The following is a 24,301-nucleotide window of genomic DNA, read 5'->3' on the forward strand; positions in this document are numbered from 1 at the left end:
TAGCCTCATGGGTTATTCCTCTTGGAGCGCAGCGGTTTTGGCCCAAGGATATCTTTGGCCTGCCAGAGACCGCCAAGTTCCTTGATGTCACCGATGATCTGCCCATAGACGGGGGTGCGTCGCGGCGCGCCACCGTCAACAGGTTCGATCGCAACCTCAAATCGCTCGAAGGTCTTTCGCGCTCCGATCACCACCAAGAGATCGCGCGCCCGCGAGAACGCCACATTGATCCTTTCGAATTTCGCCGGATTGGAGTTCTTGCCCAAACGCCGAGATCTGTTGCGAACCATGCTCACGATCACGATGTCCGCCTCCTTCCCCTGGAATCGGTCGACCGTCTCGACGTCTATTTGTAGGCCCTTGAAACGCTGGCCGAGCCTGGACTCGAGTTCTTTGCGGATCAACCTTTTCTGGCGGTTGTAGAAAGTGGCGACGGCGATGGTCTTGGTGCGATGTTCCCGTTCGCAGGTATTGACGAGGTCCTCGACGACTTGGGCAACGAGCCGTGCCTCAAGCTTGTTTCCGATGCCGGTCCCGTCGCTGTCCTCATAGGCAACCTTTCCGGCTTCATCTTCCGAACTGTCGATCCACAGCGCATGAAGACTCTCTGTAAGATATTGTCCGCCGGTTCGAGAGTTCAGGTTTAGGCCATGTGTCCTCCATGACCATCTGGCGCTGGTATCCAGCCCATCCGGATCGGTCAGTCCGGATTGCAATCGCCCATCGTAGAAACGATTGATCAGCGACATGATCTGCGGATGCATGCGGTATTGGGTGTTCAGGGCTGCCCTACTACGGGGGTCTATTTCGGCAAAGCCGTCGCGGAACAGCGATGCCGTCGTCAAACGCTCGTATTTACGAAGCAATTCTGCCTCACGCTCCAAAGCATCCGCATCCTCGTCGTCCGTGGGAGACGTGTCCGGGTTCGAGAAAGACGCAAACTCGAACGTCGGAGGAAGCTGCCGGTGATCACCAACAAGGATCGTCTTGGGTGCAAGAAGCATCGGGCGTAGCAACTCCAGCGGAGTCGCCTTGCTGACCTCGTCAACGATCACCACATCAAAGCTGGAAAATCCGTTGTCCGAAAGGATCCTGAAGTCGGCGTTGCACGTGATGCCGATAACATTGGCGCTGCGGACGTAGCGTTCGCCCATGCGATCCGTGGCGGAGGGTTTGTTTGCCTGCTGCTTCAGGTCGCCAACCCATTGATCCAGCAAAGGCAACCAATCCTCAAGTGGATTGGCTTCTGCGAGGCGGCTTGCTTGCAAGTCCAGAATGCCCTCGATCCGGGCAATTGCGGCTGAAAGGTCTGACGGCGACGATTCGGCCGGAAGATCGAGAAATTCACTCGCCTCCGACAACAGTTTCACACACTGTTCATTGACCGTATCGCCACGGATGCGTGCATCGTCCAGGGCCTGCTGTGCAAGCAGACGCGCGCGACCGGCCACTGCTTCGGTTTTTGCGCTCGCCTCGTCGTCGCCGGATCCTTCCGCTAAGGGCGACACATTATCCGGCCACGCATGGAGTATCCGCTGTCTTGCGCCCTCGGCGCTCTCTCGTCCAACTTGATCCCCTTCGTCCCTCAACCTCGACTGGATGCCGCGGATCCGTTCTTGCACCTGGCGATGCAGAGCTGGCGCCGAGACCTCAAGATGCGCCCTACCTCCCTCCTGCTCAACAATCATTGCTAGAAGCTCGGACACATCTGGCGCGAGCTCAGGCCAAAAGCAGGAGGGATCCCAATCCTCCAAATTCGCAAGCGCGTTGCGAGCCATGGCCCACCATGCCGCACGCCTGTTAGTTTCTGACGCCACCTTCTGGAGCGTTTTCACCTCGTCCAACCGTGCATTGGCTCGCTTGAGCGTATCCTTGCGCGCCGCAATGTCCGCATCGGAAACCCTTCGGTCATCGTCCAGCTTTTGGGCGCGCCCGAGCCAGATCTGCAGTTGCTTGATCTCTGCTGTCAGCGACTTGAGCGGCCCGCTCACCTTCTGTTTCACATGTTCTGCGGCCATCCCATACCACTCGGCGACAGCTGTCGATTTCCTTTCCTCTCCGTCGTTTTTGCTTAGCCAAAGCTGTCGAACCTCGGGGTCATCCCTCAGGCGATCAAGGGCGTTCTCGACCGCAAGGTTGGTCTGCGAGGCAATCAGCACGCGATGCCCCGACCGGACGAAGTGCGCGCAAGCCGCAGCGATCATCGTGGTCTTTCCGGTTCCCGGCGGGCCCTGAACATAGGCGATTTCGGGCGCGGCCAGCATGACGCCGACGGCAGCTTTTTGATCCTCGTTAAGGCGGTACATCTGGGCGATCTGCTCATTCAAAAGCCGATCAGGCCTGTCTGATGGTTTTGCCGCCAGCGCCACGTTGAAAAGCGACGCCATCAAATAGGGGGCAGCGGGCAAGCGGTTGGCTTGCCGCCGACCGCTCGCCCCGAACTGCAATTGCGTCAGGGCTGACCCGTAACGATTAAGTTGCGTCTTTGAGCCGGCTGCTTCGCTCAAATCTCTCAATCCAAGCGATGTGCTTTCGGCCATCTTGGCCAACGCAGCCACATCAGCCTTGCGCGAAAATTTCAGCTGGACCTGAATGGCTTTGGGGTCAGGCCATGGGCAATCCTTCAAGAAATCCTGCCTGAGTGTAGCGGGTCCGATTACCTTGAAATCAGTACAGCGATAACGGATGTTGCGGCCCTTACGATCACCCTGCTTCCAGGGTTCTTCCAATGGATAGAGCTCAACACTGCGGCGTGTGTCCTTCGGCAGGCGGGCACCGGAAATATGGCGGACCGCCGCAGCACCTTCACAAATGACAACACCATTCCAGGCATTGTCTTCCCACTCGCCGGGTCCCAATGCTGCCCAAGGCGCCTTGCGCGAAATCTCGCGGTTGGCCCAGTCCAGATAGCCTTGCCAGTCAGTCAACCGATCCTGGAGCTCTTCCTCCAGCATGTCTGGTAGAGCTAGCGCTTGCTCTAGGATCTCATCAAGTGCAGGTGCCGCTGCTGGCAACGAGCGTCGCGATGTATAGCGCAAAAATGAAGCGACTGCCTCAAACGGGCGCGGCGCGCAATCCGGAACTACCGCAGCGTCCAGAACTAGAAGCGTCGTGTTGTCCGGTGTATTTCTGGAACCGTAATCGAGCCGGCAAAGCAGGCAAACCGACATTGCCTCAGGCAAGCAGCTTTGCAGTTGCGGCAGCACTTCTGCAGGTCGAACCAGAACAAGCAGCTGGTCATCCTTCTTTGACACCAGGGAGACGAAAAACGGCCGTTCCTCCTCGTCATCGCCAAAGACAATGTCGCAGAAACGGTCGATGAATTCGGGGCGCTCGGCTTCACTTGGCTCCACTTCGTCACGAATGGCTGCAAAGACCGTCGCAAGTCTTTCATCATCCTTGCTCACATAGCCTGTTTGCTCGCGGCGCTGGAGCAAGACCGGCAAGGTCGCAAGAGAGGACAATCCCTCGCCGCGCCGTCGATAGGTCGCTCGGGCAACAGCAGTCTCGAGTTGAGGAACCTCCTGCTCCCGGAACGTGCCAGTCTTCGGGTCATGAACCATTCCGGCCTTTTGCGCACGATCCTGAAGCCGGCGACGCAAACGAGCCTCGGCGCGCTGGAGAGGTTCGAGATGCGCTCTGGCCCGACCATCGCAATCAGCAAGTGCGGCTTCCAGCCTTGCACGTCGCCCGTCGATCATACTCAAAAGGCGCGCTCGGCTCTGTTCTGCGCGTTGCAGATGCCCGGCCGCGTCGTCTATCTCTTTTTCGTTTTCGTCGAGGGCAGTTTGTGCGTGACAGAGCATGTTATCCAAGCGAGCCGTCACATGCCGCTGATGCTCGACCTCAAATTCCTTTCGGTATTTCGAAAGTTCAGATTCGTGCGCTTCCAGTTCGGATTTGATTTCGTGGACCATCCGCTCGATGTTCGCGAGCTTGTTTGAGATATCACTCAAATTCGCTTTGGTTTCGTCGATCAGCTTTCCGCGCACAGATTCCGGCAGCGCCTCAAGCTCAGTCTCGTACGTGGCACGCAGGTCTGCCAACTCTTTCCTAATACGCTCTACATCCGCGCTTGCAGTGTCCAATTCCTGCCGTCGGGTGTTGATGTCCTTTCGAATGGAATCTTCACTACGCCAGAAAAAGTTGCGCGGATCCAGATTACGTGCGGTCCACTCGATCCACCCAGCCAAGGCCAATTGCGAGGCTCGTGTACGAGCGTCCTCCATCTCGCCGTTCAGCCGATTCAAATCGACTTCCGCAGTCAAAATCTCGTTTTCACGCGTCCTCAATAGATCCACATTTTTTTCTGATTCCGCCTGAAATTCCGCTTCGAGATATGTCTCGCGCTTTCTCAAAGCTTCATGAAATGCCGGTGGAGCCCCCCCTCCTAGCAAGAGAAACAATTGCTGCTCGGCAGCGTTATTCGCTTCCGTCAGGACCTGTGTCTCTTGTGACGTCTCGTCACGTCGTTTCCGTAAATCCTCGATCTGCGTCTCGACTCGCGCGATCTCCTGCTTCAGACCGGACAGCGCATCGTCGGCAAATTCCTTCGCTTTTGCGTTTTCTGTCTCCGACCACCTCCCCTCGCGCGCCCTTAAAATCAAGTCTTGGCACTTTTCCCGGTTGCCCTCGAAGCTCCCTAGCTCCGCCGCGACGTGGTCGCAGGTGGTGTTGGCTCTGTCCAGGCAGGCTTGAAGTTTCAGGAGCCGCAAATCGGCGGCGTCTGTCGCCTTTGACTTCAGTCGTTCGGCATCTTGTCGTGCCTGCTCCAGGCGCTTGCTAAGAGATTCGAGTTCTCGTTCATCCTCTCGGAAAATCTTCCGCAGATGATCAACAAGGAAGATTTCGATGCCATCAGGGAGAAATTGCGGATTAGTTCCTCTGGTGGTGAAATCCAATGTTCGCTCCCGCGTTGCCTCGGTCGTCGACCGCAGACAGAGCGTGCCAAAGAGGTAACTTGATGTAAATATGCCAAAATACCAATTGCGGAACAGGTTTTCGTCACGGTTTTCGCCGACAGCCAACCACGGGCGCCAATGCCGCGGCGCATGGCCCTGAAGAGTCGGGCGCGACGCCAGAGTGATCGAACGTGGCCGGATTATCCTTCGCGATGAAGGGGAGGCGGTTCGGTGCGTGTCTTGAAACCATCGCTGCAGCTATCGAGGATATTTGCGGCGCAGTTGCATCGGTAGGCAAACCGTCGCCTGCGCTTGCACCAAGCCTGACATTGCTCCTCGCACGACCGACGGCAAATGGCTCTTCTGCCCCATCGCTGCGGTGCGCTCGTAAGATGACTTCGGCGCTCTCGCTCAGAGGGTTGGGCGAAAGCTTCCACCTTGGCGCGGGCCTCCGCCTTCTGACGATCCTCGAATGTGGAGATCGCCTTGGCGACGTCCTCCTGAATTTTCGTCAGCTCGCCGAGCGACAGTGCCTCGAGATCGTAATCAGCCATTGATGCGTGCCGGGTCCTGGATGTTCCGGTATCGCTAGCATGTCGCGGCAGGGCCCTGCATTTCCCAGCAGGCAAGGGCAGTGGGACGAGGACTGGTTATCGCCACTTTGGCCGCTAGCGGCGTGCAGGACTTGGGGTATAGCAGTCTCGATTGCCAAGGGGTCATGGTCTGGCACGGGCTCCCCCGTATCTCCCGTCTCCTGGGCCATCCCTTCGACTGACAATCCCCTAATCCCGTTCGGTCTCCTGCGCGCAACCCCGCGTCAGTCCGGGCCGTGTTGGCCGCCTTTGGCGTCCTGCCCGCTCCACCCCGGTCCTCTGGGGGTGTCCGGTGTCCATGCTGTCCACCGTGCACGCGTCACCCGACGGGCTTTTTCAGGGTCTTGTCGAAGGGACGGTCCCGAAGACAGGAAACACAGGAGCTTATCATGCAGAACATCGTCATCCTCGCCGGCAACATCGGTCAGACCCCCGAAGTCCGCACCACCCAGAGCGGCACCAAGATCACCAACTTCAGCCTCGCCACCTCGCGCCCCCGCCTCTCGGAAGGCCGTGTGATGCGCGACGAGAACGGCTACCGGGTCATGGACACCGAATGGCACCGCATCACCTGCTTCAACGGTCTCGGCAAGACGGTCGCGGAGCACTCCGAAAAGGGCATGAAGGTCCTCGTCCACGGTCGCATCCACTACACCAAGTGGATCGACAGCATGGGGAACGACCGCTACGGCTGCGAAATCATCGCCGAGAAGGTCGACTTCCTGAGCCGCCCGAAGTCGGCCGAGAACGAAAACCCCGAGCTGGTCGACCGCGACGATGAGATCCCGTTCTGAGGAACGGGGTCTCCCCCTAGGGCCCGGCGGGTTAGACTGCCGGGTTTGCGGGATTGCCGCGAAGCGGCTTAGAGCACAAAGTGCCCTCACCGGGACGGATGTAACTGCACGCGCATTCGTCCGCTTCTCAGCCCAAACCAAACATTAGACTTGGTGGAAGGCTACGTCGCCTTGATAGAAGATTCGAAGCTGATAGAAACTGGGGAAGAGGACTACAGAAATGTGCGTTATTGAGACAATTCACTGCAACTAGTATTGGAATATTGGTGCTAAATTGACCGGACACAATCATTACCCTTGGTGCACATGCGGGTGGTGCGTTGGCGGCGGCAACCGAAACGGTGGAGGCGCCAACGCTGCGCCAGTAACAAAGCCACTTCGGCCGGTCTATTCCGAGTATGAAAAGCACCAAGCGACGCAGACGCTGAAAGGCTACGGCGCAACAAGCTACTCTCGCTGCTTCGTTAATCCCAATGCATCCTGCCCCGTCTGCGGTCAGCCCGTCTATTTTTATGCTAATGAACACGGTAGTCGCGTCTTCTTTGATGAACTCGGAAAACCTTGGGCAAAGCACCCTTGCACGGACAACGGGCGCCCCGCCTCTGGCTCTGTGCGTGCTCGCCCCTCCAGAAGACCAGTTGCTGAAATCAAAGATATTCTCAGTGCCGAACAAAAGATCGACCAGAGAATACTACCTGTAGGTCGGAAAACGAGACGAGATTCCTGGAAGCTTGCGGTGGTGGTTGAAGTCCACTTTGCCGACTTCGGGATGGAAGTTCACGTTGAAGACCTTTCAAGCCAAAATCATCAGAAATATCGTTTTTTCATCTACTGTGACCAGCCGCTTTTGGTTGAAGGTGACCTCGTCAGTCGCCGTAGAGAGACGTTCTCATTTCTCCACCCGCAGTCACTTGAAGATACTACCGTTGTCAACGGGGACCGGCTGGTCGACTTCGAAGCGCTGGAAAAGGATATCGACCCTAGCATAATTCCCGGTGATGTTTCAGAGATTTTGCCATCCGAGAGGAGGCACTTTGGGTCAGGAAGCGGCGGAACTGCCAAAGTGTCAGGAACACTACGTTCTGTACTCGAAGATTTCGCCAAGAAGGGGATCGTGGGGCCCAAACTTGTTTCTCACTATTTGAATGAAACAGGCCGTGTGACTGCTGATGGTTCGCCTTGGACTCCTCGCCTTGCCTTTTTTCTGATTGCCCTATCCGGCGTCTCCCAAGAAAAACCGGTTAGGCAAAAGAAACGAACCGCAGGTAATAAACCTCAAAAGGCTCGGAAGCCGCAACCACATGCACGCGCCAAGAAGCGCCCACGTTCATCTGGAACCCTGTCTGGCAATTCGGTTTCGCAATCAGCCAAAAACCACAAGCCACGTCCCGAACCCGCGGGTCGGCTCTCCACCGATGTAGATGAGTGGGCACGTATGCTATCAAGACTTGGACGGGTTTCCAGAAAAGACGACGACGGCTGATGATTGCCCGGAACTACGATTGTCCGCATTTCTGCCTTCTAAGCATCTTTCGAGAGTAAAAGGAGTGTCGGTTTCCCGGTGACAGGTTGAAGGCTGGGAGAGTGGCTCCCGGCGCCTGTCACGGAGAAATGCCGATGGGTGTTGTGGAAGTTCTGGATCCGGTTCAGCCGGCGCGGGCTGGTGGCTGGAAAGTGGATGTAAGTCGGGGCGAGCGGAACGGGCGGGTGTCGTCCGAATGGTTTAACCGGCCGGATGACGAGCGGTATCTCTCGCTCGACGATCTCTGGGCCAATGTGAAGAGTCGCTCCGAGCGCAGCCGCAGCCGGGTGGTGCATTCCGCCGACATCCGTGTCGAGGCTGCGCGCGACAGTGCAGAGCGATTGCACCTGGTCCTGCCGAAGGGGGATGAACCAGTTGCACCCACCCATTGGGCCTTCGGCCAGCTCGCCAGCATTGTCGGCGCTCCGGCCTCTTACCTACGGCAGCTGCCCGCGCCACTGGCGGGGATCAACCTGCAATACGGTTTGACCAACCACCGCGCCGAGCAGGTTAAGTCCTTCGAGACCGAGGATGCCCGCCTTGATATGGAAGGGCGCGCCAAGAAGCTTCTCGACCGCGTTGGTTGAGGTGGCGACCGGAGGCGATATCGCCTCCGGTCTCGTTCCTGTTTAATCGATCTGCTACCGTGCCCGACATGTTTAGGTATTGGAAGTACGCGCATGGAAGAAATCGATTGGTCAGATCGTGCATTTTATGATGACGGCGAATGGGTTACCTGGTCGGAAATCGACGAGCAGCTTCGCTACAAGGAGTGGGGCGCTAAATACCCGAACGCGATCCGGTCTATGATCCCATATTTTGAGGATCTCCTGTCCCTCGCGGAAAGCTACCACCTCGAGACCGGCCTTCATCTCTCTGTCTACGGTGACATCGGTGAGCTGTTCGGTGCTATCACGTACGGTATCAAGCTGAACAAGACCTACGCCCAGGGTGCTGACGGAAGAATTGGCAATGATCATGTCGAGGTCAAAACCATTACGCCATTCAAGACAAAGGATGTGGTTGTGGTCGATACCAATGGGCATTTCAACAAGCTCTTGGTTGTAAAGATCAACGAGGATTTTCAGGTCTCGGGTCGGATGATCGACCGAAAAGATCTCCCAAAGCGTGAAGGGCGCTACTTGCGGGTTCGATGGAGCGATTTACCAACGCCGAAATGATCGACCCGATCAGCGACAGAGAGTCCGAGGGGCGGTTTGGTCTTTGACGGTTTGAAGCGGGGAGAGAGGCTCTCTGCACCGTCGGAGATATGCCCATGTTCGACCTTCCTCTCCAAACTCAGCCGGAAACACAGAAGACAGGTTTGCCGCCGAGCCTCCTGACCGATTTTACAGATCAAGACTTGTGGTTTGCGCTCACGACGGCTTGCCATGCTCCCGCGGCGCTCATGTCCGGGCAGGCACACCCCAAGGTACTGGAGCGATTCACCACGCTGGCCGAGGCCATGCAGGGGGCAATCGTTCACGCCGAAGAAATTATACCTGAAGACGCTCCGCGTCTCCTGGCAATCCTCGACCGGGAGGGCCGCCTCGTTCTGGGCGGGGCTACCAATGATGGCGGGGTCGCATGGTGCCACCCGGTCTCGGATGCCACCGAAGCCCGCGCCGTCGTGTCCGAAGCCAGCCAGACCCGTGCGCAGGCCATGCGGGCGGCCGAGTGGCATGAACATGGCCTCGCGCGCCGGCTGCGGCACCACGCCGACGTTCTCGATGCCCGTCTTGTCGATCCGCTCTGGCGTGTCTTCGCGTCTCGCGCCCTGCAGATCGCGGCGTGACGCCCGAGAGTCAGAGAAGGGCAGGGGAGGATGTGAGCCTAGGAGGACGAGAGAGAGAGAGACGGGGTTCAGATCCTTTCCCTCATTTCGGAGTTTCCAATGTCCAAGATCGAACCCACCCTGGCCGCGCCGATGGCGCCGTCCAGGATTGATTTCACCGCCGTGCTGGCCCGGCAGGCCGAGCGCGACGCGCGGATCGCAGCTTTGCGTCCGGCCAACAAGGAGCGCCTCTTCGATGGCCTGACTGCCGCGGGCATCACCCATGTGACCGTGAGCTTCGACGGCTATGGCGATAGCGGCCAGGTTGAAAGCATCCAAGCCTACGCTGGCGAGACCGGGGTTGCTTTCTCCAAGACCGAGATCGCCTATACCGCATTGACCTGGGACGACCCGGAGGTCGAGATGCGGGCGCTTTCGCTCGAAGATGTCGTGGAGCAACTGGCCTACGACTTGCTCTCCGACACCCATGGCGGTTGGGAAAACAACGACGGGGCATACGGTGAATTCTGCTTCGACGCGAGCGCTCGCACCATCCACCTCGAGTTCAACGAGCGCTTCCCCGGAACCGGTATCCAGGAAAACCTCGCCGACAAGGCCAAGAAGCTCGGCATCCCGGTCATGAAGTTCGAGAAGGGGGCGTGAGCCCCCGACTTCAATCCGGGACAGAACATTGTGGAAACGTCGAAGAGCGCTTGATATTGTGGTCTGGAGAGAGGCGCCAACAACATGTTCGACATTTCGCAGCAAATGGAAGTGTTCCCGACAACGGTCGATCTCAAGCGGATCGACCCGTCTCTCAACATGCGGCGCTTCTATCGAATGAGCGTTCAGCCGGACCTGTTTGGCGGCGCATGCCTTGTGCGGGAATGGGGCCGTATCGGGTTTCGAGGGCAGATGCTAATCGAACAGCACCCGGACGAGGGGCATGCTGTGACCGCCCTATTGAAGCTCGCAGCGACGAAGCATCGCCGAGGATACTTGCGTTCTAGCTAGCTGATCCTTTGTGGTTTGATAGTCCAATGCCAGTCCCTGGGGTATCTACGCCTGAATGGTCGACTTCCAAGGCAACGCCTTGAAATTCGATTGATAATCTCGGTGTCACTCCCTAAGGTTGTCGCAGGCCCAGAAAATGGGCGCGCATAGTTACAATGCGCATTGGGATACCGGGAGGCCAGGGTGGATAGCGACAGGTCAGAACTTCGATGGGGAGTCGAGCAACGTCTCGAGTTCATAGAGTTCCGCTTGTTCTGGGAGGGGCATGTAAACCGGAGTGACCTCATGGATCAGTTCGGTGTCTCGGTCAACCAAGCGTCCACTGACTTGAATCGCTACATCGGCTTTGCTCCGGCGAACATGGTCTACGACAAGAGTGCGCGGACTTATGTGCGAGGCAGTGCATTCCAACCACAATTTCTGGAACCCGATGCCAGTCGCTATCTAGCACAGCTACGGTCCGTGGCCGAAAACATTCTTGACCGTGATGACTCTTGGATCGCTAATCTTCCGTCCTTTGCCTCTGCGCCGACGCCGGTCCGTGGTGTTGACCCCGTGACGCTACGGTCCGTTGTGGGAGCGATCAGGCGATCCGAAGAGATAGAGATACGATACCAGTCCCTTTCCAGCCCAGATCCGCGGTGGCGGTGGATTGCGCCTCACGCGATTGCCTTCGATGGATTTCGCTGGCACGCCCGCGCGTTTTGTCTAACCGACAAGTGTTTCAAGGATTTCCTTCTTTCCCGGATGATTGAGATTCGTGGCTCACGCGAAAGCGGGACATCGGCCGATGATGATCTCGACTGGAATTCAGAAGTCGTCCTCGAAGTGGCCCCTCATCCCGAACTGTCAGAAACGCAGGCCAAGGTCATTGCCCTCGACTACGGGATGCGTGGCGGCAGCGCGAAGATAAAGGTGCGCCGCGCGCTGCTCTATTACGCGCTGAGGCGCTTGGGATTGGATACAGATCCCGCCGCCCGGCGCCCGCAAGACCAACAGATTGTCCTGATGAACGCCCCCGAAATCGGGCACTCGACACTGAGGGTCTCGGCGCCTGTGAGCGGAGGCGTAAACGGATGATCGAGGCACTTGAACGCGTTGTTGACGATCTTGCTGTGGTGAACAGCAAACTATTGCTGCTGATAGGCGCGCCAAATTCCGGGAAAAGCGACTTGCTTCGCCAACTGGCTGGACGTCGAAAGCTGCACATCCTCAACATTGGAGCCGCCCTCGGGCGAGAACTGCTGACAATCCCGAGCCCTAGGAGACACCTTCAAGCAGCCGACCTTCTGAAAGGGTTGGCGGATGAGTTTTCGCGGGAAGGGCTTCTCCTCATGGACAATCTCGAACTCCTGTTCGATCAGGAGTTGAAGCTAAGTCCGCTCGATTTGCTCCGGCGGCATTCTCAGGCGCGACGCGTTGTTGCGGCTTGGCCGGGGACGCTCACAGACAACAGGCTGTCGTATGCAACGACAGGACATCCAGAATATCAGGACTACAGCTGTGATGGCGTGGTTCCGTTCAGAGTAAATTGAAAGGAAATCTCGAGATGGCAATGCGTTACGGCGATCTCATTCAATTTGAGCCCATTGAATCGGTTATTCAGCTTCTCGATGCAGATCGTCCTGATGAAGCCAAGAAGCTTGTGTCCACCTATGTCATCTCGGATGACATGGCCGACCGCATCGCCAAGCTCATGATCCCGCAGCTCTCCTTCGATGAGGCTGTGGACCACAAAGGCGTCTTGGTGGTCGGGAACTACGGCACTGGTAAGTCGCACTTGATGTCGGTGCTGTCACTTGTCGCTGAAGATGAGGCATATCTGCCGATGATCCAGCACCCCAAAGTGGCCGAGGCTGCAAAGACAATTGCGGGCCGCTTCAAAGTGCATCGGATTGAGATCTCGAGTCAGATGTCATTGCGCGACATCATCACCCAACAGCTTGAGGTGTTCCTGGAAAAGCACGGCGTGACATATGCGTTCCCGCCTGCCGACAAAGTTATCAATAACAAGGCTGCGTTCGAGGAGATGATGTCGGCTTTTGCGGAGGTGCACCCTGATCAAGGTGTTCTCCTCGTTGTCGATGAGTTTCTCGAATACCTGCGGTCGCGAAAAGACCACGAACTGGTACTCGACTTGTCCTTCCTCCGCGAGATCGGAGAGGTTACCAAACATCTCCGGTTCCGTTTCGTTGCAGGCGTTCAGGAAGCGATCTTCGATAGCAGCCGCTTTCAACATGTGGCGGATAGCCTGCGGAGGGTGAAGGACCGCTTCACTCAGGTTTTGCTGGCAAGACAAGATGTCAGTTTCGTTGTCGCGGAACGTCTCTTGAAGAAGTCCGCGGACCAGCAGGACAAGATCCGCGCTTACCTTGCTCCATTCTCGAAATTCTATGGCTCAATGAATGAGCGGATGGACGAGTATGTGCGTTTGTTCCCAGTACACCCAGACTACATCGGGACGTTTGAGCGCCTGGTCTTCACCGAGAAGCGGGGCGCGTTGGTGACCTTGCGTGATCAGATCCAGGCAATCCTTGACGATGAAGTCCCTTCAGATCGGCCTGGTCTAATCGGCTTCGACAAGTTTTGGGACACTGTCGCAACAAACTCCGTCTTGCGCTCAGATCCGAATATCGGGCCAGTGCTCAAGGTCTCAGAAGTGCTTGCGGAGAGGGTCTCCAAGGCGTTCACTCGGCCGGCCTACAAGCCGATGGCGCTTCGCATCATTGACGGCCTTTCGGTCCACCGCCTGACGACGGGCGGGGACATCTATGTGCCGGTCGGACCGACGGCCGAGGAACTGCGCGACACGCTTTGCCTGTTTCAACCGGGTATTGAAGACATGGGTGGCGACCCGTCTGACGACCTACTCACCGCGGTCCAGACCACGCTTCGAGAGACCCTCAAGACGGTAAACGGTCAGTTCATCTCCAAGGCGCCAGACACCGAGCAATACTATCTCGACCTGAAAAAGGACGTCGATTACGACGCGCAAATCGAGAAGCGGGCCGAGGCTCTTTCGGACGATGCGCTCGATCGCGCTTACTACGGCGCCATTCGCCAACTCATGGAGCGCACGGACGAGTCCAGCTACGTGACGGGACACCAGATTTGGCAATACCAGATCGAGTGGCAGGAGCGTCGCGTCGAACGGATTGGCTATCTGTTCTTTGGCGCGCCGAACGACCGGCCGACCGCTCAGCCAGAGCGGGATTTCTATTTGTACTTCATCCAGCCCTTCGATCCCCCGCGTTTCCGTGATGAGCAGAAGCCCGACGAGGTCTTCTTCCGTCTGAAATCACCAGACGAAACCATCAAGCGATTGCTGAGCTTCTACGCCGCCGCCCAGGAACTGGCCTCCACGGCAAGTGGTGGCGCGAAAGGCGTGTATCTCGACCGCGCTCGCGATGCGCTGCGCGAAATGAGCAAATGGCTGCAGGAAAAACAGCTGGAGGCATTCGAGGTCACGTTCCAAGGCAAGTCCAAGACACTTCGTGACTGGACCAAAGGTATTTCACTCAGGGACAAAGCGCGCTTGGGGCCGGACGAGCGCATCAACTTCCGCGACGTCGTCAACGTGATCGCGGGGATCGCGCTAAGCAGCCGGTTCGCCGATGTTTCGCCCGAATACCCAACATTCTCGGCGCTCGTGACGGAGTCCAACCGAAAGCAGCTCATTGGAAATGCGCTTCGTGCTCTCACGGGGAGCAACCGTACGAAAGACGCTGTGATCGTCCTGGATGGCCTCGAAATGCTCGATGGTGATCGCATCGATCCGGTTCAATCTCGATACGCTCAGGAGGTTCTCGCGCGGCTGAAGGCCAAAGGTCATGGGCAAGTGCTTAACCGCAGTGAGTTGCTCGTTGGAAATGCGGATATCGAGTACTTCAGTCCTGACAAATACCGGCTCGAGACTGACCTATTGGTCACGGTGCTTGGGTCACTGGTCTATTCCGGTGACATTGTCCTCGCGATTACCGGGGACAAAATTGACTCCGGCAAGATCGGGCTTCTCGCGGATCGTCCGCTCGATGAGTTGAAGCAGTTCAAGCATGTTGAAGCGCCTAAGGAGATCAACGTTGCCGTGCTCCGGTCACTCTTCGAGATGCTGGAGTTGCCGCCGGGTCTGGCGCAGCAAGCCACTCAAGGCTCGGACGAGCCAGTCAAGGCGCTTCAGGAGGAAGTCAGCAAGCTCACAAAACGTGTGCTTGCAGCTTCCACCGACATGGCGAACCGGCTTAGCTTTTGGGGCCAGCCTCTCCTGCGCGAGGAAGAAATCCGCGACTGGAGATCGAAGCTCGACGAACTCAAGGCCTTCTCGGAAAGCCTGTCGCCCTACAACACGGTCGGCAAGCTCAAGAATCTGCGCATTGGGTCTGACGATATCGCAGCCCAGAAAAAGAATCTTGAGGTTCTGAACTCCGTGGAAGGGCTCATCAGCCTGATCGGCGAACTCGGGAACACGGCAAGCTATCTTGGCCAGGCCGAGATGGTGCTGCCGTCTGACCACACTTGGGTGAAGCAGGCTCAGGACACGCGCAAGCAGGTCCTCGATGCATTGTCGGCGAGCCGAACTGGACAGAATGGATCCGAGCACCGGCAGACGCTGGCCAAGCTCAAAAAGGACTATGTGACGGCGTATGTCAGCCTGCACAGCAAGGCGCGTCTCGGAGTGTCCGAAGACAAGACGAAGACCGCGCTGCGCAAGGACTCTCGGCTCGTCGCCATGCGGGCTCTGGCGAATATCTCGCTGATGCCGACAAGCCAGCTCACCACGTTCGAGGAGAAGCTCGACAAGTTGAAGAGTTGCGCCTCTTTGATCGACTCCGAACTGGCGGCCAGTCCGGTTTGCCCGCACTGCAACTTCCGCCCGGCGAATGAGCAGGGCGACATGCTGCCCGCGGCCAATGTGCTCAAGCAGCTCGATGACGAGCTCGATCAGCTGCTTGACGGGTGGGTGCAGACGCTTCTCGACAACCTCGAGGATCCGATCATCCAGTCCAACTTTGAACTTCTGAAGGAAGGGTCGCGCAAGATCGTCACCGGCTTTGTCGACAGCAAGTCATTGCCCGATCCCGTCACGCCCGAGTTCATCAGCGCCGTGCAAGAGGCGCTGTCCGGCCTCGACAAGGTCGTCGTGTCGGGCAGCGACATCCGGCAGGCCCTGCTTCAGGGCGGATCGCCCGCGACGCCCGAAGACCTGCGCAAGCGGTTCGAGGCATTCCTGACCGACCGCTGCAAGGGCAAGGACACCACCAAGCTGCGCTTCGTGGTCGAGTGAACTTCCGCCAACCGATATTGAGATGAGACGAACCGATGACTGAACAACTGAAGATGGATGGCGGCACGAACGGCGGACCGGTCGAATGCCTGGGCATGACGTTCCCCAGCGATGACGCGCGTCGGGAGCACTTCCTGAAGCTCTTGGCCGAGAAGCTGAAAGAGCCGGAGTTCCGTGCTCAAGAGGGCTTTCCGGAAGGATCTGATGACGCGATCCTCGCGCTATCTGATCCACCCTTCTACACGGCGTGCCCTAACCCTTGGCTAGGCGACTTCGTGCGATCGTACGGAACGCAATACAACCCGGACGAAGTCTATTCTCGCGGTCCCTTTGCTGCTGATGTGAATGAGGGGCGGAATGACGCGATTTACAACGCTCATAGCTATCATACTAAGGTCCCACCAAGGGCCATTGTTCGCTACCTACTCAATTACACACAGCCAGGGGACGTCGTTTTTGACGGCTTCTGTGGCACAGGGATGACGGGAGCCGCGGCTCAACTATGCGCAGATCGATCTGTAGTTCAGTCTCTTGGTTATCGAGTTGACGAAAAAGGCACAATCTATGCCCAAGAGAGTGATGTAGGGGGGCGCGTATGGAAGGAAGTGTCAAAACTTGGTGCGCGCAGGGCTATAGTAAACGACCTATCGCCTGCCGCAACCTTCATATCCTATAACTATAATCGGGACTGTGATCCGGATTACTTCTCGAGAAGCGTGGAGCCGCTCCTTGCTCAAGCTGAAGAAAAATTTGGGTGGATGTTTCAGACCTTGCATCAACCTGAGTCCGGAGAAATCGAAGCCGCAACTGCGATTTTGGGAAGCGAAGAAAACCCTGACTTGTCCAGTGCAGGGACTTGTGGGCGAATAAACTACATTGTCTGGTCAGACATGTTCGTGTGCCCTGAGTGCGCTGGTGACATTATCTTTTGGGATGTGGCGGTCGATCGGGAGAACGGAAAGGTCCTCGACCAATTTCAATGCCCGCATTGTGACAGCGATTTGGGGAAACGCAATCTTGAACCAAAGATGGAAACGAGCCATGACAGCGCGCTGAGCACGGATGTAAAGCATCGCGTGCAGTTGCCTGCCTTTATTTCATACACTTATGGCGGTCGTCGGTATGAGAAGCAGGCGGATTCCGTTGATATTGCACTGGCAAAAAAGATCGCTGGCTCCAAACCGGAGCATTGGTATCCAGCATTTCCGTTGAAGAAGGGTGATAAGACTGGCGAACCAATTAAACTAGGCATTACGCATACTCATCATTTTTATACGGGTAGATCACTAACGATCCTTTCTTTCTACCGTTCGCATGGTCTGACGCATTGGGCGCCTTTTAGCGCGTTAACACCAAGAGCAACCAGAATGCACAGAATCGCTGCTAGTCGCCTGGGTGGAGCAAAGAAAGGCGAAGGCGGCGCTACAGTCGGTGTTATCAACGGAACGCTATATGTGCCGTCACTTTCTGTAGAAATGAATGTAATGGATCAAGCTCGGGACCGACTAAAGGCCTACAGCAAAGCTTGGTTCAGAAAATCGCCAACTATCGTGACTACCCAGTCGTCCACCGCACTCGATGGAATCCCAGACGCATCCATTGACTATGTCTTTATTGATCCGCCTTTTGGTTCGAATTTGATGTACTCGGAACTCAATTCTCTTTGGGAGGGATGGCTAAAGGTTTTCACTGCCGATGATGCCGAAGCCATAGAGAACAAGACGCAAGGAAAGCAGCTGGATGATTATCGTCGCTTGATGGCCAGGTGTTTTGGGGAAGTTTTTCGCATACTAAAGCCAGGGCGTTGGGCAACGATTGAATTTTCAAACACGCAGGCAAGCGTATGGAATTCCATTCAAAATGCTATTCAGGAAGCGGGTTTGGTCGTGGCGAACGTCTCGGCGCTCAACAAGAAGCAAGGTAGCTTCAATGCTGTGACAAACCCCACATCGGTGAAGCAAGATCTGATTATTTCAGCCTACAAACCGAACGGCGGATTGGAAGAGCGATTCAGGAGAGCAGGCGCTACCACTGATACAGCGTGGGATTTTGTGCAGAACCACCTGAAACAGCTTCCGGTTACTCGGGCCAAGGGCGGTGTTCTGGACTATGTCACAGAACGAGATCCTCGAATCCTATTTGATAGAATGATTGCGTGGTTCATTCGGCACAATGCGTTGGTCCCACTTTCCAGCCAAGAGTTTCAGTCGGACCTGCAACAGCGTTTTGTTCTTCGAGATGGTATGGTTTTCCTTCCGGAGCAGGTTGCGGAATACGACCGAAAGCGCGCCCAGTCTGCACAGGCTCCTCAGATGGAGCTATTCGTTTCCGATGAGCGGTCGGCGATCGATTGGCTGACGGATTTCTTGCGCAAACGACCCTCCACCTACCAAGAAGTGCATCCTGAGTTCACGACCCTGGTTGGCGCTGGATGGAAGAAGCACGAAGAGAAGCCTGAGCTTTCGGCTTTGCTGGAAGACAACTTCCTACGCTTTGATGGGAACGGCGACGTGCCGAGCCAGATCCACAGCTATCTCTCGACCAACTTCAAGGACCTCCGGGGTCTTGAGAAGGAAGACCCGCGCCTGAAGGCCAAGGCAAAGGACCGCTGGTATGTGCCTGATCCGAACAAGGCGAAGGATCTGGAACAAAAACGCGAAAGGTCTCTGCTGAAGGAGTTCGAAGCCTACAAGACCGCGAACAAGCGCCAGCTCAAGGAGTCGCGCCTCGAGGTGTTGCGCGCTGGTTTCAAGACGGCCTGGGCTGCGAAGGACTACAAGACGATCATTGGCATAGCCGAGAAGCTTCCGGACGAGACGCTGCAAGAGGATGAAAAGCTCCTGCTCTGGTACGACCAGGCGCTGACCCGTACGGAGGCTGATGCGTGACGCATGCCTCCCAAGACTTTGGCATTGGCGCGTGGTGCTGGCATGAACGACATGCCGCACCCTGCCGCGTCGTGGACCGGGAGGAGATGTGGGGCGAAACCGCATACCGCGTCTGGCTCCCGGGCAAGGATGCCGTTGTCCGTGCCAGGTCTCGGGAGCTAGGACCACTCGACGCTGTCCGAACGACAGTCGACCAGATCCTGCACACGGCCGCCGCGGCAAAGCTCCTGGATGCGCTGGAAGACAATCTGCTTCTGGCGCCGATCCAGTCGAGCGTCGTTCCTTTGCCGCATCAGCTCTACGCCCTGAACCGCGCCATGAGCCGGGATCGGATTCGTTATTTGCTTGCGGATGAGGTGGGGCTCGGCAAGACCATCGAAGCCGGTCTGATCCTTCGGGAGTTGAAGCTTCGCGGCATGGCCAAGCGGATCCTTGTCGTCGCGCCCAAGGGTCTTGTGCGGCAATGGCAGGCCGAGATGCGCCTGCACTTTGGTGAGAACTTTCAGTTCATCGAGCCGTCAGAGCTTTCGGCATATCGTCAGTTCCGAGATGATGAGGAGAATCTCTGGCGACTTCACGATCAGGCGATCTGTTCGCTGGATTCGGTGAAACCGCTCGAAGGGCGGCGCGGATGGAGCGCGGAGCAACTCAGCACCTACAATCGTGAACGGTTCGAAGACCTAATTTCGGCCAACTGGGACCTTGTGATCATCGACGAGGCTCACCGAATGGGAGGCAGCACGGATCAGGTTGCGCGCTACAAGTTGGGCGCGGCACTTGCCGAAGCTGCTCCGTACCTTCTGCTTTTGTCGGCAACGCCGCACCAAGGGAAAACGGATCAATTCCACCGTCTGATGCAGCTGCTGGATCGGGACTCTTTCCCCGATGAGAACAGCGTCTCGAGCGATCGCGTGCGCCCGTTCGTTGTTAGAACAGAGAAGAGGCTTGCGATTGATGCTGAAGGCAAGCCTCTGTTCAAGCCACGAATGACCCGCATTCAGGCTGTCGCCTGGCTTGACCGGCACAAAGCACAGCAAGGGTTGTACGAAGCGATCACTGAGTATGTTCGCCACGGCTATAACCAAGCCATGGCATCAAAGCAGCGGCACATCGGCTTCTTGATGATCCTTATGCAGCGTTTGGTGACGTCCAGCACTGCAGCTATCCGTGCAACCTTGGAAAAGCGCCTCCTCGCTCTGGACGACGACCAGCGACAGCTTCAGCTCTTTTCCACCGAAGGTGTCGGAGACTGGCATGAGCTAACGGGTGATGACCAGATCGATATCGCCGTGGCCTTCGATGCCTTGGATGACGAGCGAAAAGATGTTGAGGCACTCTTGTTCCTCGCTCGTGAGACAGAGGCGCAAGGAACAGACGCAAAAGCCGAAGCACTACTCGAGCAGATCTACAAGATTCAGCAGGAGGAAAACGATCCTGAACTCAAGGTTCTGGTTTTCACCGAGTTTGTTCCGACCCAGGCCATGCTCGCGGAATTTCTCGAAAGCAGGGGGTTCTCGGTTGCAACGCTCAATGGGAGCATGGACCTTGAGGCGCGTGGCCGCGCGCAGCGGGCATTCTCGAAAGATGTGCGTATCCTGATCTCGACGGACGCTGGCGGCGAGGGCCTCAATCTTCAATTCTGCCATGTCATCATCAACTTCGACATGCCGTGGAACCCGATGAGGGTCGAGCAGCGTATTGGGCGCGTGGATCGCATTGGGCAACCGCATATTGTGCGAGCTATCAATTTCGTACTCGAAGACACCGTCGAGCATCGGGTTCGCGAAGTTCTCGAAACAAAGCTCGCTGTGATCGCCGAGGAATTCGGCGTGGACAAAGTTGCCGATGTGATGGATTCGGTCGAGGCGGAGCCACTGTTCGACGAACTCTTTGTACAGGGGATCCAAGACCCGGCATCGATCGAAACAGAATGCGATGCCGTTCTGACGCAGCTTCGATCCTCGTTGGCAGAGAACCGGAAGAATAGTGATCTGCTCGCCGACGGCCATGAACTAGAAGCCGATGATGCGCGCAAGTGGCGAGACCATCCGGCACAGTTTTGGCTGGAGCGGGCAATCACAACTGGCCTCCCTGCGCGGGGGGGTGAAGCCAAGAAGGAAGGCGATACCTGGCGGATACGGTGGGCCGATGGCACAGAGTCATCTTCGGTGTGTTTTGATGCGCGCACCGCGGGAGATCGGCCCGAAGTAGAGTGGGTCACGCTGGAAGATCCAAGAGCGCAGGCTTTGATTGCCGATCTTCCGCGTTGCATCGCCGGTCAACCCGTCTCGGCCGTCCGCATAACAGGCCTGCCTGATAGTGTGAAAGGCGTTTGGTCGCTTTGGGAAGTCAGTCTGGCAGCTGACGATTTCAGCCGCCGCCGCTTCCTATCCGTTTTCGTCAATGATGAAGGGCGCGCCTTCCAACCGACGGCAAAACGCATTTGGGACGTGCTTCTGACGGAGCAGATCGAGCCGATTGCTGCGCCTCAGATCGAGGCGCCGCGCGACTGGTTCGAGAGATCGAAAAGGGCTGCGGTCACGCAAGGAGAGCGGGTGTTCTCCGATCTTGTGACAGAGCACAAGGCTCGGATCGAGGAAGAACGCGAACGCGCACTCTATGCTTTCGAAGCTCGCCACCAGGCGATTGGCAGAGTGGGGCTTCAGACTGTTCGTGATTATCGACGGAAGCGGCTGCAGAAAGAACACGAAGCTCGTATGGCGCAGCTCGATGCTGCGGCATCTTACTCGCCCGATCTCAATGCCCTCCTCGTGTTGCGAATTGGCGAAACGGTGGCTGGTGCACGATGAGTATTTGGGCTGATCGTATCCTGCGGGAGTTTCCCGCAGATCTGTCTCGCTTCTGGATCGCCTTGGATCCGGATGGCCTGCTCTTGGATGAGACCATTCTGCTTGGGCTTCGCGAACGCGAATTTGAGGTTCTCCCGTTCGAAGATTCTGTTTCGTTTAGAACCGAGTATGAAGAGCGTTATCGATCCGCATGGGATGTGGGTCAGAAAGGTACCGCGAAGGCGCTCATCCTGCAGTGGCGGGGCGCGGACATCAATTCCATCCCTTGGGACTACATCAGGGCAGCACGACAAGTCAGCCTGAGCTTGGCTGATCTTTTTCCCAACCTGAATTATGGTGTCGTCCGCAAGCTCGACTCTGAACACCATGAAGGGCTGTTCCAAGCCTACCAGAAGCATGTGACGCAGCTGCTCGGTGAGGCTGAGACCAAGAATTTTGTCCTCACGCACATCTTCAGGCTTAGCCCTTATCTGCTGAATCGACCGGAGGATTTCTGGCGAGAAGCTCTGCGGCTTCACTATCGCGGGGCTGGCCTTCCCAGCCTATTTGCAGACCATGTCGCAACCGTTCTTCGGGACACATCTCTTGGAAGTCTTCCGATTAGTGAACTGCTCGCCTCAAAACCCTTTATGCTCCGCGCAATACAGGAATCTTGGGCGCGTTTCGTCGCAAAATATGGCGTTGAACCTGATGCCCGCGGCAGGGATCAGGTGCCGGTCGAAGGCCATGCGTATGACGTGCCCTTTGATCACCCCGACGTAAGGGTGATCATAGATACCATGTTCCTCGAGGGAGCCCTTCAGCCTATTGAGGCAAGTGTCCGTCCTGAGCACCTTCCCGATTGGATACAGGTTGGTCTGATCTATGACCCTCAGGCACTTGCGCATTTGGTGTCGGAGGGAGCGAAAAGGAACGCAGCGAGTCTACCCTCGGAGGGGGCGTCGCATCGAGATTGGGTAGAGGCGGCGCGCCGCCTTGGAGAACTCATCTACCGCTTCAACGAACTGAAAGCGGCGGACGCAGGTAACCTGCAGGGGCAGCTCCAGAGCTTGCAAAGAGAGGCCGATGCCCGCCTCAAGGATTGGGTGTTTCAGCATTTCGCAGACTTGCCCTCCCTACCCGTCGCAAAAGCGCCGGTGATGGTACATCACGTGCCGCGCTATCTCGCGATGCGCAGGGGCTTTGGCGAAGATCGAATTGCTCTTCTGGTCTTTGATGGTTTGGCATTGGACCAGTGGGCCCAGATCAGGGACCACCTGTCGACCAAGCTTCCCGACTTTTCCGCCGACGAGGGCGGCTGCTTTGCGTGGCTGCCGACGCTGACGTCAATCTCTCGCCAGGCACTCTTTTCGGGCCTCAAGCCACGGGAGTTTCAAGGCTCAATGGATTCGACGGCACAAGAGCCGTCTCTCTGGACGAAGTTCTGGCAAGAAAACGGCCTCCGGAAGCCAGGGGTCGTTTACCAAAAGGGGCTAAAACGTTCCGACCAATTGGCTCTACTCGAGGACGTACTTTCAAAGCCGACGACCAAGGTCGCGGGCCTTGTCGTTGATATGGTCGATGAAATTGTCCATGGAGCAATGCTTGGGAAACGCGGGATTGCTGGCCAAATTCGCGAGTGGTGCGATACCGGCTTCATTGAAAAGCTGTTTCTCATGCTTGCTCAGCACGGCTATCATATTTACCTGACTGCGGACCATGGCAATGTTGATGCCGACGGCATTGGACGGCTCAGCCAGGGCGTTGTCTCCGAGATGAAGGGTGAGCGCGTCAGGGCCTATCGCAGCGCGGACCTTGCTGCATCCGTTCCGCCCGATATCGATGCATTTCAGTTTGGCGGTCCAGGGCTTCCGTCCGACTTCTTGCCAGTTTACGCGAATGAACGCGGCGCGTTTGTGCCAAGAGGGAACAAGATCGTTGCTCACGGAGGAATGGCGTTAGAGGAACTGGTTGTGCCGTTTGTGAAGATAAGAATGAAGAAAGAAGAACATGCGAGCGACAGCACCTCAGATAGGATTTGACCGCTTCATCCGCCTCGAGTGGGCGAAAAAAGCGCTGGAAGTCAGGGCCGGTCTCGCTGACATCAGCGAGCTCGATGCTCTGTTGGACGAAGCCCATTCAGGGCCTGCGGCTAGGAAGAAGACCAGAACCGTACTAAACCGCCTTTGGTTGGAGCCGCGAAAGGATCTGGAGCCTTTTGCTCAACGCGGCGTGGAACTGTTCCAATCGGCACCCTCTACCTCGCCGGCGGCCCTGACATGGGGCATGGCTATCGTGACATATCCCTTCTTCGCCAAAGTGGCCGAGATCGTTGGCAGATTGACCTCGCTTCAAGGCGACTGCACGACCGCTGAAGTGCATCGTCGGATGGCAGAAATCTATGGCGAACGTGAGGGGACCAGAAGGATGACCAATATGGTCCTTCAGTCTCAGATAGACTGGGCGCTGCTTGATCGAAGCGACAACGGCAAAACGTTAACCCGGAAGAAAGCCTGTGCGTTGGAGGGGTCGGACCTCGTTCGTTGGATGACAACCGCCGTTTTGGAAGCTGTAGGTCGTCCTGTCGGACTCGGAACGTTAGAGGCCCAACCTGTGATTTATCCCTTTGGCCTTGGCGACAATCTTGGCTTTGTCCTCTCATCTGCGTCTGATCTTGACCTGCGCGCGGATAGTGCCGGAAACCAATCTGTCTCGCTCAGAGAATAGGCAACGCCTATGGCGCTG

The 24,301-nt window shown here is 56.9% G+C and carries 15 protein-coding genes and 1 pseudogene; 14 read left to right on the top strand and 2 right to left on the bottom strand.

Going from position 1 to position 24,301, the window contains the following annotated elements:
• Positions 1-5: 5 nt before the first annotated feature.
• Positions 6-4,901, bottom strand: coding sequence for an AAA domain-containing protein (locus tag OKQ63_RS24940; protein ID WP_264214670.1), 4,896 nt, complete (start codon positions 4,899-4,901; stop codon positions 6-8).
• A 200-nt stretch (positions 4,902-5,101) separates the two neighbouring features.
• Positions 5,102-5,455: a hypothetical protein gene (locus tag OKQ63_RS24945; protein WP_264214671.1), complete on the bottom strand. Its 354-nt coding sequence runs from the start codon at positions 5,453-5,455 to the stop codon at positions 5,102-5,104.
• Between the two features lie 428 nt (positions 5,456-5,883).
• Between OKQ63_RS24945 and OKQ63_RS24950 the strand changes: the two genes are divergently transcribed.
• The 14 genes and pseudogenes from OKQ63_RS24950 (at position 5,884) to OKQ63_RS25015 (ending at position 24,283) form a co-directional block, all read left to right on the top strand.
• Positions 5,884-6,288 carry a single-stranded DNA-binding protein gene (locus OKQ63_RS24950; RefSeq protein WP_264214672.1) on the top strand — a complete coding sequence of 135 codons (405 nt, stop codon included), beginning with the start codon at positions 5,884-5,886 and terminating at the stop codon, positions 6,286-6,288.
• 274 nt (positions 6,289-6,562) lie between these two features.
• Positions 6,563-7,771 carry a hypothetical protein gene (locus tag OKQ63_RS24955; RefSeq protein WP_264214673.1) on the top strand — a complete coding sequence of 403 codons (1,209 nt, stop codon included), beginning with the start codon at positions 6,563-6,565 and terminating at the stop codon, positions 7,769-7,771.
• Positions 7,772-7,905: 134 nt separating this feature from the next.
• Positions 7,906-8,358 (top strand): annotated as a pseudogene (locus OKQ63_RS24960) (DUF932 domain-containing protein); the annotation flags it as partial.
• Between the two features lie 132 nt (positions 8,359-8,490).
• Positions 8,491-8,991 (top strand): hypothetical protein, encoded by a 501-nt coding sequence (locus tag OKQ63_RS24965; protein ID WP_264214674.1) that lies wholly within the window; start codon positions 8,491-8,493, stop codon positions 8,989-8,991.
• A 95-nt stretch (positions 8,992-9,086) separates the two neighbouring features.
• Positions 9,087-9,605: a DNA repair protein RadC gene (locus tag OKQ63_RS24970; protein WP_264214675.1), complete on the top strand. Its 519-nt coding sequence runs from the start codon at positions 9,087-9,089 to the stop codon at positions 9,603-9,605.
• A 99-nt stretch (positions 9,606-9,704) separates the two neighbouring features.
• Positions 9,705-10,247, top strand: coding sequence for a DUF6878 family protein (locus OKQ63_RS24975; RefSeq protein ID WP_264214676.1), 543 nt, complete (start codon positions 9,705-9,707; stop codon positions 10,245-10,247).
• Positions 10,248-10,331: 84 nt separating this feature from the next.
• Positions 10,332-10,598 carry a WGR domain-containing protein gene (locus OKQ63_RS24980; protein WP_074855038.1) on the top strand — a complete coding sequence of 89 codons (267 nt, stop codon included), beginning with the start codon at positions 10,332-10,334 and terminating at the stop codon, positions 10,596-10,598.
• A 183-nt stretch (positions 10,599-10,781) separates the two neighbouring features.
• On the top strand, positions 10,782-11,678 hold the full coding sequence (locus OKQ63_RS24985) for a WYL domain-containing protein (RefSeq protein WP_264214677.1): 897 nt from the start codon (positions 10,782-10,784) through the stop codon (positions 11,676-11,678).
• Complete coding sequence (brxF, locus tag OKQ63_RS24990; RefSeq protein ID WP_038069156.1) at positions 11,675-12,133, top strand: BREX-3 system P-loop-containing protein BrxF; 459 nt, start codon at positions 11,675-11,677, stop codon at positions 12,131-12,133. The genes OKQ63_RS24985 and brxF overlap by 4 nt, the downstream gene beginning before the upstream one ends.
• A gap of 20 nt (positions 12,134-12,153) precedes the next feature.
• Entirely contained in the window at positions 12,154-15,879 is a 3,726-nt protein-coding gene (locus OKQ63_RS24995; RefSeq protein ID WP_264214692.1) for a DUF6079 family protein, read from the top strand.
• 35 nt (positions 15,880-15,914) lie between these two features.
• Positions 15,915-18,767 carry a site-specific DNA-methyltransferase gene (locus OKQ63_RS25000; RefSeq protein ID WP_264214678.1) on the top strand — a complete coding sequence of 951 codons (2,853 nt, stop codon included), beginning with the start codon at positions 15,915-15,917 and terminating at the stop codon, positions 18,765-18,767.
• On the top strand, positions 18,764-21,577 hold the full coding sequence (locus tag OKQ63_RS25005) for a DEAD/DEAH box helicase (RefSeq protein WP_434086084.1): 2,814 nt from the start codon (positions 18,764-18,766) through the stop codon (positions 21,575-21,577). The genes OKQ63_RS25000 and OKQ63_RS25005 overlap by 4 nt, the downstream gene beginning before the upstream one ends.
• On the top strand, positions 21,574-23,598 hold the full coding sequence (gene pglZ / locus OKQ63_RS25010; protein ID WP_264214679.1) for a BREX-3 system phosphatase PglZ: 2,025 nt from the start codon (positions 21,574-21,576) through the stop codon (positions 23,596-23,598). The genes OKQ63_RS25005 and pglZ overlap by 4 nt, the downstream gene beginning before the upstream one ends.
• Entirely contained in the window at positions 23,567-24,283 is a 717-nt protein-coding gene (locus OKQ63_RS25015; protein ID WP_264214680.1) for a hypothetical protein, read from the top strand. The genes pglZ and OKQ63_RS25015 overlap by 32 nt, the downstream gene beginning before the upstream one ends.
• Positions 24,284-24,301: the final 18 nt, after the last annotated feature.

This window comes from Leisingera thetidis (assembly GCF_025857195.1).
Classification (GTDB): Bacteria; Pseudomonadota; Alphaproteobacteria; order Rhodobacterales; family Rhodobacteraceae; genus Leisingera; species Leisingera thetidis.

Excerpts from the sequence above, each read along its gene's own strand:
- pglZ (WP_264214679.1), top strand. The coding sequence starts at position 21,574 with ATGAGTATTTGGGCTGATCGTATCCTGCGGGAGTTTCCCGCAGATCTG.
- OKQ63_RS24945 (WP_264214671.1), bottom strand. The coding sequence starts at position 5,455 with ATGGCTGATTACGATCTCGAGGCACTGTCGCTCGGCGAGCTGACGAAA.
- OKQ63_RS24970 (WP_264214675.1), top strand. The coding sequence starts at position 9,087 with ATGTTCGACCTTCCTCTCCAAACTCAGCCGGAAACACAGAAGACAGGT.
- OKQ63_RS24950 (WP_264214672.1), top strand. The coding sequence starts at position 5,884 with ATGCAGAACATCGTCATCCTCGCCGGCAACATCGGTCAGACCCCCGAA.
- OKQ63_RS25015 (WP_264214680.1), top strand. The coding sequence starts at position 23,567 with ATGCGAGCGACAGCACCTCAGATAGGATTTGACCGCTTCATCCGCCTC.
- OKQ63_RS24975 (WP_264214676.1), top strand. The coding sequence starts at position 9,705 with ATGTCCAAGATCGAACCCACCCTGGCCGCGCCGATGGCGCCGTCCAGG.
- OKQ63_RS24965 (WP_264214674.1), top strand. The coding sequence starts at position 8,491 with ATGGAAGAAATCGATTGGTCAGATCGTGCATTTTATGATGACGGCGAA.
- OKQ63_RS24995 (WP_264214692.1), top strand. The coding sequence starts at position 12,154 with ATGCGTTACGGCGATCTCATTCAATTTGAGCCCATTGAATCGGTTATT.
- brxF (WP_038069156.1), top strand. The coding sequence starts at position 11,675 with ATGATCGAGGCACTTGAACGCGTTGTTGACGATCTTGCTGTGGTGAAC.
- OKQ63_RS24980 (WP_074855038.1), top strand. The coding sequence starts at position 10,332 with ATGTTCGACATTTCGCAGCAAATGGAAGTGTTCCCGACAACGGTCGAT.
- OKQ63_RS25000 (WP_264214678.1), top strand. The coding sequence starts at position 15,915 with ATGACTGAACAACTGAAGATGGATGGCGGCACGAACGGCGGACCGGTC.